The following is a 13,198-nucleotide window of genomic DNA, read 5'->3' as shown; positions in this document are numbered from 1 at the left end:
GAGCACAGCATGGGCCAGGACCGCGAACGGGCGTTGATCAAGGCGGCACGAGCCGGTGACGCCGACGCCAAGGACCGACTCGTCGCGTCCTGTCTTCCGCTGCTCTACAACATCGTCGGACGCGCGCTGAACGGCCACGCGGACGTGGACGACGTCGTGCAGGAGACGGTCCTGCGCATGCTCCGCGCCCTGCCCGGCCTGCGGAATCCGGAGAGCTTCCGCTCCTGGCTGGTGGCCATCGCGATGAACGAGATACGCGGGCACTGGCGGGACCGGCAGTCCGCCGCGATCCCCGTGGAGCCCCTGGCCACCGGCCACGACCGGGTCGATCCGACGGCGGACTTCGTGGACGTGACGATCCTGCGGCTCGGCCTGTCCGGGCAGCGCCGCCAGGTCGCCGAGGCGACCCGGTGGGTGGACGAGGACGACCGGGCGCTGCTCTCGCTGTGGTGGCTGGAGGCGGCGGGGCAGCTGACCCGGGCCGAGGTGGCCGCCGCGATGAGCCTGTCGCCCGAGCACACCGCCGTACGCGTGCAGCGGATGAAGGCGCAGCTGGACACCGCCCGTGTGGTGGTGGGCGCGCTGGCCGCGCAGCCCCGGTGCATCCTGCTGGACGACATCCTCATCGGCTGGGACGGGGCGCCCTCGCCGCTGTGGCGCAAGCGCATCGCACGGCACGCGCGCGGCTGCACGGTCTGCTCGGGCTTCGGCTCGGGCCTGGTGCCGGCCGAGGGCCTGCTCGTGGGCCTCGCGCTGGTCCCGCTCGCGGTGGCCGGGGCGGGCCGGGCCCCCCGGCTGACCGAGGTCGCGGCCGGCACGCCCCTCGACGCGCCCGCACGGCCGGGCCGGGCGGCGCTGCGGCGGAACCAGGCGCGCCGCCGCCGGCGCAACGCCGTGGTGGCGTCCGTCCTCGCGGTGGGCGTGCTGGGGGCCGGGGGCGCCGCCGTCCATCTGTCCACGGATGACGACGGCGGCGACGAGGTCTCCGTCGCGACCGCCCCCGAGGCCGACGGCTCCGTCACCGCGGCCGCTTCGGCCGAGGCGTCCGCTCCCGCGACGCCGTCCGCCTCGCCCTCGCACTCCGCCGGGAGCCCGAGCCCGAGCGCCACGAAGAAGAAGGACCGGGCCAAGCCGAAGAAGACGCCGCCCGCGACCACACGTCCCCCGGCGACGAAGTCCCCCTCCGCGACCCGGCCGGCCCCGGACCGGCCCGCGCCGAGCCCGCTGTCGGACGCGGAACAGGTCCTGGCCCTGGTCAACACCGAGCGGGCGAAGGAGGGCTGCTCGCCGGTGACCGGCGACGACGAGCTGACGACCGCCGCGCAGCGGCACTCCGAGGACATGGCCGCGCACGACTACTTCTCGCACACCTCGCAGGACGGCTCGGGCCCCGGCGAGCGGATCACGGCGGCCGGCTACCGGTGGAGTACGTACGGGGAGAACATCGCGAAGGGGCAGCGGACGCCGGCGGACGTGATGAACTCCTGGATGAACAGCCCGGGCCACCGGGCGAACATACTGAACTGCTCGTTCAAGGAGCTGGGCGTGGGCGTCCAGGACAGCCCCGGCGGCATCGTCTGGACCCAGGACTTCGGCGCGGAGATGTGAGGCCGCGGCGTCGCCCGGCGGGCGCGGGGTATACGTCTCCATCATCGACCCGCTGATGCCGCCGGACCGGGGAGCGACCGTGTTCTACTACGTCCTCAAGTACGTCGTTCTCGGCCCGGTGCTGCGGCTGCTGTTCCGGCCGGTCATCGAGGGCGCGGAGCACGTTCCGGACGACGGCGCCGCGATCGTCGCGGGCAACCACCTGTCGTTCTCCGACCACTTCCTGATGCCCGCGATCCTCAAGCGGCGGATCACCTTCCTGGCGAAGGCGGAGTATTTCACGGGCCCGGGCGTGAAGGGCCGGCTGACGGCCGCCTTCTTCCGCAGCGCGGGCCAGATCCCGGTGGACCGCTCGGGCAAGAAGGCCGGGCAGGCCGCGATCCGCGAGGGCATCGGGGTGCTGGAGCGGGGCGAGCTGCTGGGCATCTACCCGGAGGGCACCCGCTCGCACGACGGACGCCTCTACAAGGGCAAGGTCGGGGTGGCGGTCATGGCCATCCGGGCGCGGGTGCCGGTGGTGCCGTGCGCCATGGTCGGCACCTTCGAGATCCAGCCGCCCGGCCGCCGGCTCCCCCGCCTCAAGCCGGTGACCATCCGCTTCGGCGAACCGCTGGACTTCTCGCGCTACGCGGGCCTGGAGGACGAGAAGGCGGCCATCCGGGCGGTGACCGACGAGATCATGTACGCGATCCTGCGGCTCTCCGGTCAGGAGTACGTGGACGAGTACGCGGTGAAGGTCAAGCAGGCGACCGGGGAGAAGCAGCCGGGCCGGTTCCCGAAACGGCGACGCCGACAGCGGATTCGCGAACAGTGAACGACGCTGGTCAGGGGCGTGGGTCGGGCTTAGCGTTCGGGCCATGAGCAAGGGACGCGCATGGGTACTGGGAGCGACGGGACAGATAGGGCGGGCCGCCGTGCGCGCGCTGTCGGAGGACGGCTGGGAGGTGACGGCGGCCTCGCGCGGCGGAGGCCGTGACGAGAGGTGGGACGACGGGGTCAGGACGGTCGCCCTCGACCGCGACGAGGAGGGCGCGCTCGCGGCGGCGCTCGGGCCGGGCTGCGACGTGCTGGTCGACATGGTGGCGTACGGGCCGCAGCACGCCGCGCAGCTGACCGGGCTCGCGGGCCGGATCGGTTCCGCGGTGGTGATCTCCACCTGTGTGGTGTACGAGGACGGGCACGGCCGCGGTTTCGACACACAGGGCGAACCGGACGGTGCGCCCCGCTATCCGGTGCCGATCACGGAGTCGCTGCCCACCATCGCGCCGGGCGAGGCCACGTACGCGACGCGCAAGAGCGGGCTGGAGCACGATCTCCTCGCGGCGGGCGACGCGCTGCCCGCCACACTGCTGCGGGCGGGCGCGGTGCACGGGCCGCACTGCCGCTCGCCGCGTGAGCTGTACTTCGTCAAGCGGGCGCTGGACGGCCGCACCCGGCGCGTGCTGGCGTACGGCGGGGCGTCCCGCTTCCACCCGGTCCACTCGGCGAACGTGGCGGAGCTGATCCGGCTGGCCGCCGCCCGGCCCGGGTCGCGGGCGCTGAACGCCGCCGATCCGCAGGCGCCGACGGTCGCGGAGATCGGCGAGGCGGTGGACGCGGTGCTGGGCCTGAGCACGGAGACGGTGCTGATGCCCGGCGACCCGTCCCCGGAGGGCGTGGGCTCGACGCCCTGGAGCGCGCCGCACTCCCTCGTCTTCGACATGTCGGCGGCCGAGCGGGAACTCGGCTACCGGCCGGTGACGGGATACGCCGAGTCGCTGCCGGAGACCGTCGAGTGGATCGCCGGGCAGCTGGCCGGACGGGACTGGCGGGACGCGTACCCGGCCATGCTGCGGTCGTACGGCACGAGCCTGTTCGACTACGCGGCGGAGGACGCCTGGCTGGCGGAGCACGACCGGAAGGGGTGAGCCGGGGCGGGCGTCTCAGCCCGTCCGTGTCACGTCCATCGACATCAGCCCGCGCAGCCCGTTCTGCAGGACCTCCGGGCTGGTGTCGCCGAACATGGCGAGCTGGGCGATGAACCCCTGGGCGGTCGCGACGAGGGCCCGGGCGACGTGCTCGTCCGGCACGTCCGCCCGGAGCACCCCCGCCTCCCGGTACAGCCCGACCAGCTCGGTCCAGGCGCGGCGCAGCCCTTCGAACGCCTCGGCGAGGGTGGCCGCCAGCCGCTCACTGCGCAGGGTCTCGGACCACACCTGGACGATCAGCCCCGCGTACGCCCGGGGTTCGAGCCCCCGCCCCGATTCGAGGCCGTCCGCGAACAGGCTCCGCGACACCCGGCCGATCAGGACGTCCGGGCTGGGGACGGGGGTGTCCCGGGCCGCCCCTTCGAAGGCCCGGCGCACTCCGTTCACGGCCTCGGTCGCGATGGCCGCGATCAGGTCCTCCTTGCCGCTGAAGTAGCGGTAGACCGCCCCCGCCGACAGACCGGCCTCCTTCAGCACGTCCTGCATCGACGTGCCGTGGAAGCCGTCACGGGCGAAGCAGCGCGCGGCGCCGTCCAGGATCTGTCTGCGGCGGGCGTCGAGGTGCGCCTGGGATACACGGGCCATGCGGCCAACCTAAAACGAACATTCATTCTTGACAAGCGCCGACCGCGAGGGGGACAGTGGCCGCGTCATATAAAACGAACGATCCTTCTCTTTGAGGTTCGTTCTCCCCGAATCGAGGCCCTTCCCATGTCCCTCACCCCGAACCGCCGCCTGCTGGTGGTGGTCCTGCTGGTTCCGCTGGTGGTGACCCTCGCCCTATGGGCCTTCGCCTGGCCCGCCGCCCGGACCGCACCGCGCGACCTGCCGGTGGGGATCGCCGGTACCGCACCGGCCGCCGACCAGCTCCAGCAGCGGTTCGAGGAGCGCGACGGGGCCTTCGACGTGCACCGCTACGACTCCGAGGCCGCTGCCCGGGACGCGATCGAGGACCGGACCGTCTACGGCGCGGTCGTCGTGACCGCCAAGGGCCCCGAGCTGCTGACGGCGAGCGCGGGCAGCACGGTGGTCGCCCAGTTGCTGCGCGAGGCGGTGACCGCCGGGGCACCGGCCGGCACGGCCGTACCGGTCACCGACGTGGTGGCCGCGCCCGCCGCCGACCCGCGGGGAGCCGTACTCGGTTCGAGCATCCTGCCGCTGGCCATCGCGGGGGTCGCCGCCGGCGCGGCCGTGACCGTGCTGAGGCTGCGCGGGGCGCGGGCCGCAATCGCCCTGCTCGGCGTGGCCGTCGTGGTGGGGCTCCTGGCCACCGCCGTGACGGACAGCTGGCTCGGCGCCCTCACCGGCGACTGGTGGAGCGAGGCCGGGACCATCGCCCTGACCGTGCTCGCCATCGGCGCGCCGGTCGCGGGCTTCGCCGCCCTGATCGGGACTCCGGGCATCGGGATCGGCGCCCTGCTCATGGTGCTGCTGGGCAATCCCTTCTCCGGAGTGACCAGCGCGCCCGAACTGCTCCCCCGCCCGATCGCCGTGATCGGTCAGCTGCTGCCGCCCGGGGCAGCGGGGTCCGCGCTGCGCTCGGTGGCGTTCTTCGACGGCGCGGCGGCGGCCGTCCCCGCCCTGACGCTCGGCGTGTGGGCGGTGCTGGGACTGGGCGCGGTGCTCGTCGGCGGGCGCCGCAGGACGGCGGCCGACACGACGGCCCCGGCCTCGGCGCGGGAGCCCGCACTGGCGGGCTGACCACGCCCGGAACTGCGCCCCCGTCCGGCCGGACGGGGGCGCTTCGCCGTGTACGGGGGTCAGTCGTCCCGGCCGTGGTGGCCGCGGTGCTCCGCCGCGATGCCGAAGCGCCGCCGTTCGCCGGGAGCGGACGGGGCGGAGCCGATCGAGGAGACCGAGCTGATCACGTGCTCCTGCTCCGCCGCCTCCTCCTTCTCGAGTCGTTCGAGGTCAGCGGCCGATACGAGGGCGACGAGCGGCTTTCCGTGCCGCGTGACGACCACGCGCTCGCCGCCGTAGACGACGCGGTTGATCAGTTCGGCGAGTTCAGCCCGGGCTTGCGTCACCGGAATCTCGTAGGCCATGCTCCCATCATAACCTTCTGTACGTCCTGTACATTTTTTACGGAAGCGTGCGCGGGCGCCCCGCTGTGCCCGCGCGACCGGAGGAGAGGCACAGCCGTGTACCGTCCCGTCGCCCGCCACGTCCTGCCCGAGTTCACCGAGCGCACCTCCCAGGGGTCCCGGACTCTCGACCCGTACTCCAAGCTGCTGGCCGACCGCATCGTCTTCCTCGGTACGGCTCTCGACGAGACGGCCGCCAACGACCTGGTGGCCCAGTTGATGTACCTGGAGCACGACGCGCCGGACCGGCCCGTCTCGCTGTACATCAACTCGCCGGGCGGCTCGTACGGCGCGATGACAACCCTGTACGACACGATGCACTTCCTCGGCTGCGAGGTGGAGACCTTCTGCCTGGGCCGGGCGGGGGCCGGGGCGGCGGTGCTGCTCGCCGCGGGCGCCCCGGGCCGGCGGCACATGCTGCCCGGCGCCAAGGTGGTCGTCAGCCAGCCCGCGCTGGACGAGCCGCTTCAGGGGCAGCCGTCCGACCTGGAGATCGAGGCGCGGGAACTGGCCCGTATGCGCGCCACGATGACCGGCATGCTGGCCCGGCACACGGGGCGCTCAGTCGAGCAGGTCACCGAGGACACCGAGCGCGACCTCGTCCTCGACGCGGAGGGCGCCCTGGCGTACGGGCTGGTCGACCACATCGTGCGGAACCGGGTCCCGGTGCCGCCGCGCTCCGGGTGGTGAACCGGGGATGCAGCCACCCGAGTTCTCGCCGCTGCCCGCTCTGACCCGGGCCGAGTCCGAGTTCATCGACCGCTATCTGCGTGTGGTCGACCAGGTGGGCCGGATCAACCCGGCGCACGGTGACGACACCTACGCGGCCCTGCGCGCCGCCCAGGCGCTCGCCTCGCACGCGGCGGCCCTGCGGGACGCGCTCGCGCTGATGCACCGGCGCGGCGAAACCCGCATCCACAGCACCACGTTGACCCGCGCGCTGCGGGAGCTGGACGGCGAGCGGCGGGCGGCGCGGGTCGCCCTGCCGCCCGCCCCGACGGACTGAGGCCCCTCAGGTCACCGACACGCCCGGCGGGCGCGCGGGATTTCCTCGCTCGTTCGGCGTAGGCGTTCCCTCTCACGAGCGACGGTCCGATTTGCCTTTTCCTGATGCGCGTGGGGCGCGTTCCTTCGCGACACCGCTGGTACGGCCGTGGCCGCGTGCGGCCGGCGGACCGCCGTCCGGGTTTCCGCCCACCTGAACGGGCCATCCGCGACGGTCTTCACCGATGGCTGTTCCGGCTCGGAAATCCGGCACGAGGTGAGTCAAGATCCCTGGGACGACAAGCCCCCGCCACCGCGGCGGGGCGGTCCGGGCGGACGCCGAGTCCTGCCGCCGCCCGGATGACTGGTCGACAGGAGTGCATCGGCAGGAGTGGAGGACCCGAGCACTACGGGACCGCCGGATCTCCGGTTGTCCCTCGGGGTGAAGCCGCCTCGCGCGGCCGGGCAACTTCGCCAGCCCGAACCCGACAGGTCATCCTTCACAGGCGGCTGACGAAGGGTTGCGCATGAGTGCGCAGGTTCATGTCCCGTCTCTGCTCGCCCGGGCCACCACGGCCTCGGTCATGACGCTCGCCGCCGTCGGCGGCACGCTGTGCGTCCCAGGAGCCGCGCCCGAGGCGCAGGCGGCCGGCCACGCGGTGAAAGCCCTGAAGATCGCCGCGTCGAAGAAGGGGGCGCCCTACCGCTGGGGCGCCACCGGGCCCGGCAGCTTCGACTGTTCGGGGCTGACGCTCTACTCGTTCAAGAAGGCCGGCAAGAGACTCCCCCGTACGGCCCAGCAGCAGTACAACAGGACCAGGCACATCTCGGCGTCCCGGCGCCAACGAGGTGACCTGGTCTTCTTCCATTCGGGGCGCAGCGTCTACCACGTGGGCATCTACGCCGGCAGCGGGAAGATCTGGCACTCGCCGAAGACCGGGGCCGTGGTCCGCCTGGAGAAGATCTGGACCAGGAGCGTCTCCTACGGCCGGGTCGCCTGATCCGGCCGCCTCAGGGCTGGACGGGGACCTGCCACGGGAGCGCCACCCAGACGGTCTTGCCGCCGTCGGCGGTGGGTGTGACGGCCAGCCGGCCGCCGTACTCCTTGGCCAGTGAGCGGATGATGACCATGCCGCGTCCGTTGTCCTGCTGGACGGCGGCGGGCAGCCGCTGGGGCCGGCGGGGGTGGCTGTCCGTCACACCGAGGCGCAGTTCCTCGTCCCGCTCAAGACGCAGGTCGACGGTGAAAGTGGGTGACTGCCCGAAGGTGTGCAGGACGGCGTTGGTGGCCAGCTCCGAGATGATGAGGCGGACGGTGTCGGCGGCCTCCGCCTCCTCGGGCAGGCCCCACTCCGTCAGCACCCGGGCGACGAATCCGCGGGCCGCGGAGACCGAGACCGGCTCGCTCGGCAGGGTGACACGTGCTTCCTGATGGTCTGCCATGGCGAGCCGTCCCTTTCCCACCCGATACCGGCCCGCCGAGCGGTCCGGTTGTGCTTCGCGCCAGAGTGCCACCGATGCCGCCCTCCGTGGCGGCGATCCACCAAGATATGCATATATCTGTCGCTCAAACCGGTGAACTCTCCCCACGCGGGCCCGCTCCGGCGCCACACTGTCTGCTCGTCGGACAGCGGAGGGAGACATCGGATGCAGCACGGCCCTGCGGTGCGGCGCCGCAAGCTGGGAGAGGAGCTGCGGAGCCTGCGCCAAGCGTCAGGTCTCACGAGCCGGGAGGCGGCGGCGCTGCTCGGCTGGCACCAGTCGAAGGTGAGCAGGATCGAGACAGGTGTCAGCGGGGTGCGGCCGGACGACGTGAGCCGGCTCCTCGACGCGTACGGCATGGACGATCCGAAGCTCCGCGAGGTCCTGGGCGCGCTCGCCGGTTCGGCGGGCGGGGGCGGTGCCGGCTGGTGGCACGCCTACCGGGGGCTCATCCCCCCGCAGTACCGCGACTTCATCAGCCTGGAGTCGCAGGCGCGCACCGCCCGCACGCTGGAGACCACGGTGGTGCCGGGCCTGTTGCAGACGGCCGACTACGCCCGCGCGGTGACCCGGGCGTCCCTGGACGGGCTGCCGTCCGGTCAGCTGGACTCGCTGGTGGAGGTGCGGCTGACCCGGCAGGGGGTGCTGCGGAGCGATCCGCCGCTGCGGCTGAGCGCGGTCCTGGACGAGGCGGTGCTGCGCCGGGAGGTCGGCGGCCGGCGGGTGATGCGGGAGCAGCTGCGCCATCTCGCCCGGGTGGCACAACTTCCCCATGTGCAACTCCAGTTACTTCCGTTCTCGGTCGGCGGCTATGTCAGCCTCACCAGCCCTTTCGTTATCTTCTCTTTTCCGACCGCTTCCGACCTTGACGTGGTCGTTCTTGACCACTTGACGAGTAGCCTCTATCTGGAACGGAAAGAAGACCTTGCGGCGTACAGCTCGGCCTTCGAGACCCTTCAGACGCACGCGCTGTCGCCGGAGCACACGCTGGACCTGATCGCCGCGATCGACCGCGGCGACCGGTGACCCCCCCCCACCGCCCGGAGGAAGCGTCATGTCCGATCACCTCGCCCGGCCCGCGCCGCGCTGGCGAAGCAGCAGCTACAGCACGGGGATGAACAACTGCGTGGAGACCGCGCCGTCCGGAAGCGGGCGGCTGCTGGCCGTCCGCGACTCGAAGGACGTGGACCGCACGCACCTGGAGTTCTCCCCGACGGCCTGGACGTCCTTCGTCTCCCGCCTGAAAGGCTGAGGCGGACCAGTTGCCTCAGCTCTGAGGTGCGGTCCGCCGCACCGTCTCCACCGCCCGCGCGATCTGTGCGTCCGTCAGGTCCGCGCGGGCGGTCAACCGGAGCCGTGAGACGCCGTCGGGCACGGACGGCGGCCGGAAGCAGCCCACCGCCATCCCGGCCGTCCGGCAGTCGGCGGCCCAGCGCACGGCGGCGTCGGCCGAGGGCGCCCGGACCGAGACGACCGCCGCGTCGGGCCGCACCGCGGTCAGCCCGGCCGCCGTCAGCCCCTCGTACAGCGCGGTGGCGACCGTACGGGCCCGGAGCGCGCGCTCCGGTTCGCGGCGCAGCAGCCGCAGTCCGCCCAGGGCGGCGCCGACGGCGGCCGGGGCGAGGCCGGTGTCGAAGATGAACGTCCGCGCGGTGTTGACCAGGTGGTCGATGACCCGGGCCGGCCCGAGGACCGCGCCACCCTGGCTGCCCAGGGACTTGGACAGGGTGAGCGTGGCGACGACGTCCGCGTCGCCCGCGAGCCCCGTCGCGTCGAGCGCGCCCCGTCCGCCCGCGCCGAGCACCCCGAGCCCGTGCGCGTCGTCCACCAGGAGCGCGGCGCCCTCCGCCCGGCAGACGGCGGCCAGTGCGGCCAGCGGCGCGGCGTCGCCGTCCACGGAGAACACCGAGTCGGTGACGGCCAGCTTCCGGCCCCCGTGCCCGCGCAGCGTCTTGCGGACGGCCTCCGGGTCGGCGTGCGGGACGACCGCGGTCTCGGCCCGGGAGAGCCGGCAGCCGTCCACGATGGAGGCGTGGTTGCCCGCGTCCGAAGCGATGAGGGCGCCGCGTCCGGTGAGCGCGGTGAGGGCCGCGAGGTTGGCGGCGTAACCGGAGGAGAGGACGAGCGCGGCCTCGAAGCCGCAGAACGCGGCGAGTTCGCGTTCCAGCTCGGCGTGGAGCGCGGTCGAGCCGGTGACCAGCCGGGAGCCGGTCGCCCCGCCGCCCCAGCGGCGCGCCGCGTCCGCCGCCGCGGAGGTCACCTCCGGGTGCCGGGTGAGCCCGAGGTAGTCGTTGCTCGCGAGGTCCAGGAGCTCCGCCTCGGCCTCGCGGGGCCGCAGCCGGCGGACCAGCCCCGCGTCCGCGCGCCGGCGCGCCTCGTCCTCGATCCAGTCGAACGGGGTGGCGGGCATGGGCGGTCCCTTTTGTAGGCAGCTCACAGACCCTAACCGGGCTCATGCCGAGACAGGGTGTGGCCATGCACACACCCCGTGCGAGCTCTGTTGTCCGGTTCCTCCTTGGCTCCGGGCGGTGCGGTGCGTCAGGATCATCGCCATGGACCTCCTGAACACGCTGGTGGACAAGGGGCTGCGGCGCGAGCTGCCGACCCGTGAAGAAGCGCTCGCCGTACTGGCGACCCCGGACGACCAACTGCTCGACGTGGTGGCCGCGGCCGGCAAGGTGCGCCGTCAGTGGTTCGGGCGGCGGGTGAAACTGAACTATCTGGTCAATCTGAAGTCCGGGCTCTGCCCCGAGGACTGCTCGTACTGTTCGCAGCGGCTCGGCTCCAAGGCGGAGATCCTCAAGTACACCTGGCTGAAGCCGGATGAGGCGTCGAAGGCGGCGGCGGCCGGGGTGGCCGGCGGCGCCAAACGCGTCTGCCTGGTGGCCAGCGGCCGGGGCCCGACGGACCGGGACGTGGACCGGGTCTCGCAGACCATCGAGGCCATCAAGGAGCGGCACGAGGGCGTCGAGGTGTGCGCCTGCCTCGGTCTGCTCTCCGAGGGCCAGGCCGACCGGCTGCGTTCGGCGGGCGCCGACGCGTACAACCACAACCTCAACACGTCCGAGGAGACGTACGGGGAGATCACGACCACCCACACCTACGCCGACCGCGTGGACACGGTGCAGCAGGCGCAGGCCGCCGGGCTCTCCGCGTGCTCGGGGCTGATCGCGGGCATGGGCGAGAGCGACGCCGATCTGGTCGACGTGGTCTTCTCGCTGCGCGAGCTGGACCCGGACTCGGTGCCGGTCAACTTCCTGATCCCGTTCGAGGGGACCCCGCTCGCCAAGGAGTGGAACCTGACGCCGCAGCGGTGTCTGCGCATCCTGGCGATGGTGCGGTTCGTCTGCCCGGACGTGGAGGTGCGGCTCGCGGGCGGGCGCGAGGTCCATCTGCGCTCGATGCAGCCGCTCGCCCTCAACCTGGTCAACTCCATCTTCCTGGGCGACTACCTGACCAGTGAGGGCCAGGCGGGCCAGGCGGATCTGGACATGATCGCGGACGCCGGTTTCGAGGTGGAGGGGGCGGGTACGACGACGCTCCCCCGGCACCGCGCGGACGCGGCGGCGGGCTGCGGCTCGCCCGGGGACGGCGGTTGTGCCCCGGAGGACGAGGGCTGCGGTGCGCACGCGGGCAGCGGTTGCGGGCCGTGCGGAGAAGGCGCGGAGGCGGAGGCCGTACCCGCCGCCGAGGTGCCGGAAACCCCGGGTGCCCGGACGGATCTGGTGGCGGTCCGCCGCCGCGGCGCGGGCACGGACCTCGCTCCCAATGCCTGAGCCGCTCTCCCCCGCCGTGCTCCGGGACCTGGACCGGGCGCACGTCTGGCATCCGTACGGCCCCATGCCGGGCCGGCAGGACCCGCTGGTCGTGGAGTCCGCGTCCGGGGTCCGGCTGCGGCTCGCCGAACCCGCCCACGGGCAGCATGAGTTGGTCGACGGGATGTCCTCGTGGTGGTCGGCCGTGCACGGCTACAACCACCCCGTGCTGAACGAGGCGGCGCGCGGCCAACTGGACCGGATGAGCCATGTGATGTTCGGCGGGCTCACGCACGAGCCCGCCGTCCGGCTGGCGGCCCGGCTGGTGGAGATCACCCCGGAACCGCTGCGCCACGTCTTCCTCGCCGACTCGGGCTCCGTGTCGGTCGAGGTCGCCGTGAAGATGTGCCTCCAGTACTGGCGGTCGGCCGGGCGGCCGGCCAAGAAGCGGCTGCTGACCTGGCGCGGCGGCTACCACGGGGACACCTGGCAGCCGATGTCGGTGTGCGACCCCGAGGGCGGGATGCACGAGCTGTGGTCCGGCGCCCTGCCCCGCCAGGTCTTCGCCGATGAGCCGCCCGCCGGTTACGACGCCGAGCCCGACCCGGCGTACGCGGCGCACCTGCGCGAGCTGATCGAGCGACACGCGGACGAACTGGCGGCCGTGATCGTGGAGCCGGTGGTCCAGGGGGCGGGCGGCATGCGCTTCCACTCCCCCGATTATCTGCGGGTGTTGCGCGAGGCGTGCGACGCGTACGGCGTGCTGCTCGTGTTCGATGAGATCGCGACGGGCTTCGGCCGTACGGGGAAGCTGTTCGCGGCCGGGCACGCGGGGGTCTCCCCCGATGTGATGTGCGTGGGCAAGGCGCTGACCGGCGGCTATCTGACGATGGCGGCGACGCTGTGCACGAGCGAGGTGGCCGACGGCATCTCGCGCGGCGAGGTTCCGGTGCTCGCCCACGGACCGACGTTCATGGGCAACCCGCTGGCCGCTTCGGTGGCCTGCGCCTCCATCGACCTGCTGCTCGGCCAGGACTGGCAGCAGGAGGTCAAGCGGATCGAGGCCGGGCTGAACGAGGGTCTGGCGGCGGCGCGGGAGCTGCCCGGGGTCCGCGACGTGCGGGTGCTCGGCGCCATCGGGGTCGTCCAGCTGGACCACGAGGTGGACATGGCGGCGGCGACCGCGGCCGCGGTGCGCGAGGGGGTGTGGCTGCGGCCGTTCCGGGACCTCGTCTACACCATGCCGCCGTATGTGACGGGTGACGACGATGTGGCACGCATCTGCCGCGCGGTGTGCGCGGCGGCGCGGGAAGGCTGA

The 13,198-nt window shown here is 73.0% G+C and carries 15 protein-coding genes and 1 riboswitch; of the genes, 11 read left to right on the top strand and 4 right to left on the bottom strand.

Annotation, left to right across the window (positions count from 1 at the left end):
- Nucleotides 1-9: 9 nt before the first annotated feature.
- From OG867_RS28650 to OG867_RS28640, 3 genes are all read left to right on the top strand, one after another.
- On the top strand, nucleotides 10-1,608 hold the full coding sequence (locus OG867_RS28650; protein ID WP_406289696.1) for a sigma-70 family RNA polymerase sigma factor: 1,599 nt from the start codon (nucleotides 10-12) through the stop codon (nucleotides 1,606-1,608).
- Nucleotides 1,609-1,687: 79 nt separating this feature from the next.
- Nucleotides 1,688-2,422, top strand: coding sequence for a lysophospholipid acyltransferase family protein (locus OG867_RS28645; protein WP_406289693.1), 735 nt, complete (start codon nucleotides 1,688-1,690; stop codon nucleotides 2,420-2,422).
- Between the two features lie 43 nt (nucleotides 2,423-2,465).
- Entirely contained in the window at nucleotides 2,466-3,515 is a 1,050-nt protein-coding gene (locus OG867_RS28640) for an NAD-dependent epimerase/dehydratase family protein (protein WP_406289691.1), read from the top strand.
- A 15-nt stretch (nucleotides 3,516-3,530) separates the two neighbouring features.
- Here OG867_RS28640 and OG867_RS28635 read toward each other — a convergent pair whose 3' ends face one another.
- Nucleotides 3,531-4,160, bottom strand: a complete 630-nt coding sequence (locus OG867_RS28635; RefSeq protein ID WP_328899063.1) for a helix-turn-helix domain-containing protein — start codon at nucleotides 4,158-4,160, stop codon at nucleotides 3,531-3,533.
- Between the two features lie 126 nt (nucleotides 4,161-4,286).
- Between OG867_RS28635 and OG867_RS28630 the strand changes: the two genes are divergently transcribed.
- Nucleotides 4,287-5,276, top strand: coding sequence for an ABC transporter permease (locus OG867_RS28630; protein ID WP_328899064.1), 990 nt, complete (start codon nucleotides 4,287-4,289; stop codon nucleotides 5,274-5,276).
- A 59-nt stretch (nucleotides 5,277-5,335) separates the two neighbouring features.
- On the opposite strand, the gene OG867_RS28625 is transcribed toward OG867_RS28630, so the two are convergent.
- On the bottom strand, nucleotides 5,336-5,620 hold the full coding sequence (locus tag OG867_RS28625) for a type II toxin-antitoxin system Phd/YefM family antitoxin (RefSeq protein WP_328899065.1): 285 nt from the start codon (nucleotides 5,618-5,620) through the stop codon (nucleotides 5,336-5,338).
- Between the two features lie 96 nt (nucleotides 5,621-5,716).
- On the opposite strand from OG867_RS28625, the gene OG867_RS28620 reads away from it, so the two are divergent.
- From OG867_RS28620 to OG867_RS28610, 3 genes are all read left to right on the top strand, one after another.
- Nucleotides 5,717-6,349: an ATP-dependent Clp protease proteolytic subunit gene (locus OG867_RS28620; RefSeq protein ID WP_328899066.1), complete on the top strand. Its 633-nt coding sequence runs from the start codon at nucleotides 5,717-5,719 to the stop codon at nucleotides 6,347-6,349.
- A gap of 7 nt (nucleotides 6,350-6,356) precedes the next feature.
- Complete coding sequence (locus OG867_RS28615) at nucleotides 6,357-6,665, top strand: hypothetical protein (protein ID WP_328899067.1); 309 nt, start codon at nucleotides 6,357-6,359, stop codon at nucleotides 6,663-6,665.
- 337 nt (nucleotides 6,666-7,002) lie between these two features.
- Nucleotides 7,003-7,167, top strand: a riboswitch (cyclic di-AMP (ydaO/yuaA leader).
- Between the two features lie 3 nt (nucleotides 7,168-7,170).
- Entirely contained in the window at nucleotides 7,171-7,644 is a 474-nt protein-coding gene (locus tag OG867_RS28610; protein WP_406289686.1) for a C40 family peptidase, read from the top strand.
- 10 nt (nucleotides 7,645-7,654) lie between these two features.
- Here the strand turns inward: OG867_RS28610 and OG867_RS28605 are convergent, their stop codons facing one another.
- Nucleotides 7,655-8,086, bottom strand: coding sequence for an ATP-binding protein (locus OG867_RS28605; protein ID WP_406289684.1), 432 nt, complete (start codon nucleotides 8,084-8,086; stop codon nucleotides 7,655-7,657).
- A gap of 204 nt (nucleotides 8,087-8,290) precedes the next feature.
- On the opposite strand from OG867_RS28605, the gene OG867_RS28600 reads away from it, so the two are divergent.
- Together OG867_RS28600 and OG867_RS28595 are read left to right on the top strand one after the other, a co-directional pair.
- Nucleotides 8,291-9,151: a helix-turn-helix domain-containing protein gene (locus OG867_RS28600; RefSeq protein ID WP_406289681.1), complete on the top strand. Its 861-nt coding sequence runs from the start codon at nucleotides 8,291-8,293 to the stop codon at nucleotides 9,149-9,151.
- A gap of 28 nt (nucleotides 9,152-9,179) precedes the next feature.
- Entirely contained in the window at nucleotides 9,180-9,377 is a 198-nt protein-coding gene (locus OG867_RS28595) for a DUF397 domain-containing protein (protein ID WP_328899071.1), read from the top strand.
- A 15-nt stretch (nucleotides 9,378-9,392) separates the two neighbouring features.
- On the opposite strand, the gene OG867_RS28590 is transcribed toward OG867_RS28595, so the two are convergent.
- Nucleotides 9,393-10,535, bottom strand: a complete 1,143-nt coding sequence (locus OG867_RS28590; protein WP_406289679.1) for an 8-amino-7-oxononanoate synthase — start codon at nucleotides 10,533-10,535, stop codon at nucleotides 9,393-9,395.
- A gap of 142 nt (nucleotides 10,536-10,677) precedes the next feature.
- Here OG867_RS28590 and bioB point away from each other — a divergent pair, with 142 nt between their 5' ends.
- The gene (gene bioB, locus OG867_RS28585; RefSeq protein WP_406289676.1) at nucleotides 10,678-11,901 is read left to right on the top strand and encodes a biotin synthase BioB; all 1,224 of its coding nucleotides are present in this window, start codon (nucleotides 10,678-10,680) and stop codon (nucleotides 11,899-11,901) included.
- Nucleotides 11,894-13,198: an adenosylmethionine--8-amino-7-oxononanoate transaminase gene (locus OG867_RS28580; protein ID WP_406289674.1), complete on the top strand. Its 1,305-nt coding sequence runs from the start codon at nucleotides 11,894-11,896 to the stop codon at nucleotides 13,196-13,198. The genes bioB and OG867_RS28580 overlap by 8 nt, the downstream gene beginning before the upstream one ends.

Source organism: Streptomyces sp. NBC_00209, from assembly GCF_045206345.1.
Classification (GTDB): Bacteria; Actinomycetota; Actinomycetes; order Streptomycetales; family Streptomycetaceae; genus Streptomyces.
This window is presented reverse-complemented; position numbering and strand designations above follow the sequence as displayed.

What these genes read in the sequence shown, in the direction of transcription:
- OG867_RS28640 (WP_406289691.1), top strand. Translation starts at nt 2,466, where the DNA reads ATGAGCAAGGGACGCGCATGGGTACTGGGAGCGACGGGACAGATAGGG.
- OG867_RS28630 (WP_328899064.1), top strand. Translation starts at nt 4,287, where the DNA reads ATGTCCCTCACCCCGAACCGCCGCCTGCTGGTGGTGGTCCTGCTGGTT.
- bioB (WP_406289676.1), top strand. Translation starts at nt 10,678, where the DNA reads ATGGACCTCCTGAACACGCTGGTGGACAAGGGGCTGCGGCGCGAGCTG.
- OG867_RS28615 (WP_328899067.1), top strand. Translation starts at nt 6,357, where the DNA reads ATGCAGCCACCCGAGTTCTCGCCGCTGCCCGCTCTGACCCGGGCCGAG.
- OG867_RS28590 (WP_406289679.1), bottom strand. Translation starts at nt 10,535, where the DNA reads ATGCCCGCCACCCCGTTCGACTGGATCGAGGACGAGGCGCGCCGGCGC.
- OG867_RS28580 (WP_406289674.1), top strand. Translation starts at nt 11,894, where the DNA reads ATGCCTGAGCCGCTCTCCCCCGCCGTGCTCCGGGACCTGGACCGGGCG.
- OG867_RS28625 (WP_328899065.1), bottom strand. Translation starts at nt 5,620, where the DNA reads ATGGCCTACGAGATTCCGGTGACGCAAGCCCGGGCTGAACTCGCCGAA.
- OG867_RS28610 (WP_406289686.1), top strand. Translation starts at nt 7,171, where the DNA reads ATGAGTGCGCAGGTTCATGTCCCGTCTCTGCTCGCCCGGGCCACCACG.
- OG867_RS28600 (WP_406289681.1), top strand. Translation starts at nt 8,291, where the DNA reads ATGCAGCACGGCCCTGCGGTGCGGCGCCGCAAGCTGGGAGAGGAGCTG.
- OG867_RS28635 (WP_328899063.1), bottom strand. Translation starts at nt 4,160, where the DNA reads ATGGCCCGTGTATCCCAGGCGCACCTCGACGCCCGCCGCAGACAGATC.
- OG867_RS28605 (WP_406289684.1), bottom strand. Translation starts at nt 8,086, where the DNA reads ATGGCAGACCATCAGGAAGCACGTGTCACCCTGCCGAGCGAGCCGGTC.
- OG867_RS28650 (WP_406289696.1), top strand. Translation starts at nt 10, where the DNA reads ATGGGCCAGGACCGCGAACGGGCGTTGATCAAGGCGGCACGAGCCGGT.
- OG867_RS28595 (WP_328899071.1), top strand. Translation starts at nt 9,180, where the DNA reads ATGTCCGATCACCTCGCCCGGCCCGCGCCGCGCTGGCGAAGCAGCAGC.